Raw genomic sequence first — 233 nt, forward strand, 5'->3', positions numbered from 1 at the left:
GAATAGTGAATCGCTGACCTCCAGAGAACGCCGGGGACATCAAGAGTAAAACGAAACTCAGAAAAAACACGCTTTACCGCAATTAAATAACCTATTCCCAGTGCGGCGGAAAGAAAAAGACTCCATATCTGTAGTCCGATAATGCCTGCGTTGTATTTGACAAGCAGAACGTTGCCGACTCCAAAAAGGACTGCATAAACAGTCGAGATAATTACAAACCTTCTGAATTGCTG

General features: G+C 43.3%; 1 protein-coding gene. It reads right to left on the reverse strand.

The window, feature by feature from the left end; genetic code table 11:
* Nucleotides 1-233 (reverse strand): hypothetical protein (locus AC6UD4_RS07395; RefSeq protein ID WP_500709663.1); only part of this gene is annotated, 233 nt, incomplete at both ends.

This window comes from Fructilactobacillus sp. X3R5C2 (genome assembly GCF_059901175.1).